Source organism: Paenibacillus sp. OT2-17 (assembly GCF_009827695.1).
GTDB classification, from domain to species: Bacteria; Bacillota; Bacilli; order Paenibacillales; family Paenibacillaceae; genus Paenibacillus; species Paenibacillus polymyxa_B.
Window position 1 is genome coordinate 1 of the sequence record NZ_WUDQ01000933.1, and the last position, 856, is coordinate 856.

General features: G+C 48.0%; 1 protein-coding gene. It reads right to left on the reverse strand.

Features of this window, described 5'->3' with window-relative positions:
- Nucleotides 1–2 precede the first annotated feature (2 nt).
- Nucleotides 3–856 (reverse strand): single-stranded-DNA-specific exonuclease C-terminal domain-containing protein (locus tag GRP75_RS28275; RefSeq protein WP_202404360.1); only part of this gene is annotated, 854 nt, incomplete at its 5' end.

The window sequence follows — 856 nt, forward strand, 5'->3', positions numbered from 1 at the left end:
TCTCAAGACGCGCCCTTCATAAGCGACATAATCCAGCTCGTCATCTGGGTAGTGTCCGCATCCAACAAGTACTTCTCCATCTCAGCCATATTATACAATTCCTGATAGCGTGGAGAAGCTGTTAAATCCCGCTTAGGCGGATTGGATACAAAACAGAATTGACCATCTGTACGCGTCATAAACTCAAGTTCTTCGAAGATGTCCAACACTTTGGATAACATGCGTACTGAACAGGAGCACTGTCGGCTAAGAGCAGGCAGCATTGCCTTTTCATCAATAGGCTGTGTCCCCATTCGGGAAAGCACAACGTAAATACGCTTGAACAGCTCTCTGTCGGGGCTTACGAGTCGACCGCCACGCTCACTGACCGAATGAAGGAGAAATACGTTCTCTACATTCTCAAAGGTAGACCATAATGCCTGAAACTGATCCGGTGTATCCGGCGGCTCTAGTACGAACAGCGACTTTACAGAGTGCTGTCCATCTCTTTGACCATCACTGGGAATAACGCTGCCATCTTTATCGTACAACCATAAGGATTCAGCATCCACGGAACCCGAGGGACGAAGCCTAGATGACGGGTGGATCAACACCGCAACGTCTTTCTTTCTTTCCTCTATGCGTGGATGAAAGATCTTGAGTCCCCGCTCTAATTCGGCAAAAGGGTCCGACACTCCACGATAATCAAAAATTTGCGGCTCCTGCACTCGAATGTCCTGCATCATTAGCTGGAGAGACCTTTTACCGTTCCATTCGTTAATTGACAATTCACCCAGCAGATCTATCTCCGTTTGTTGCTGTAAAAAATCAGCCAAATCGCCACGACGGAAGGCAATCGCGTCCAGCGATAAACCGT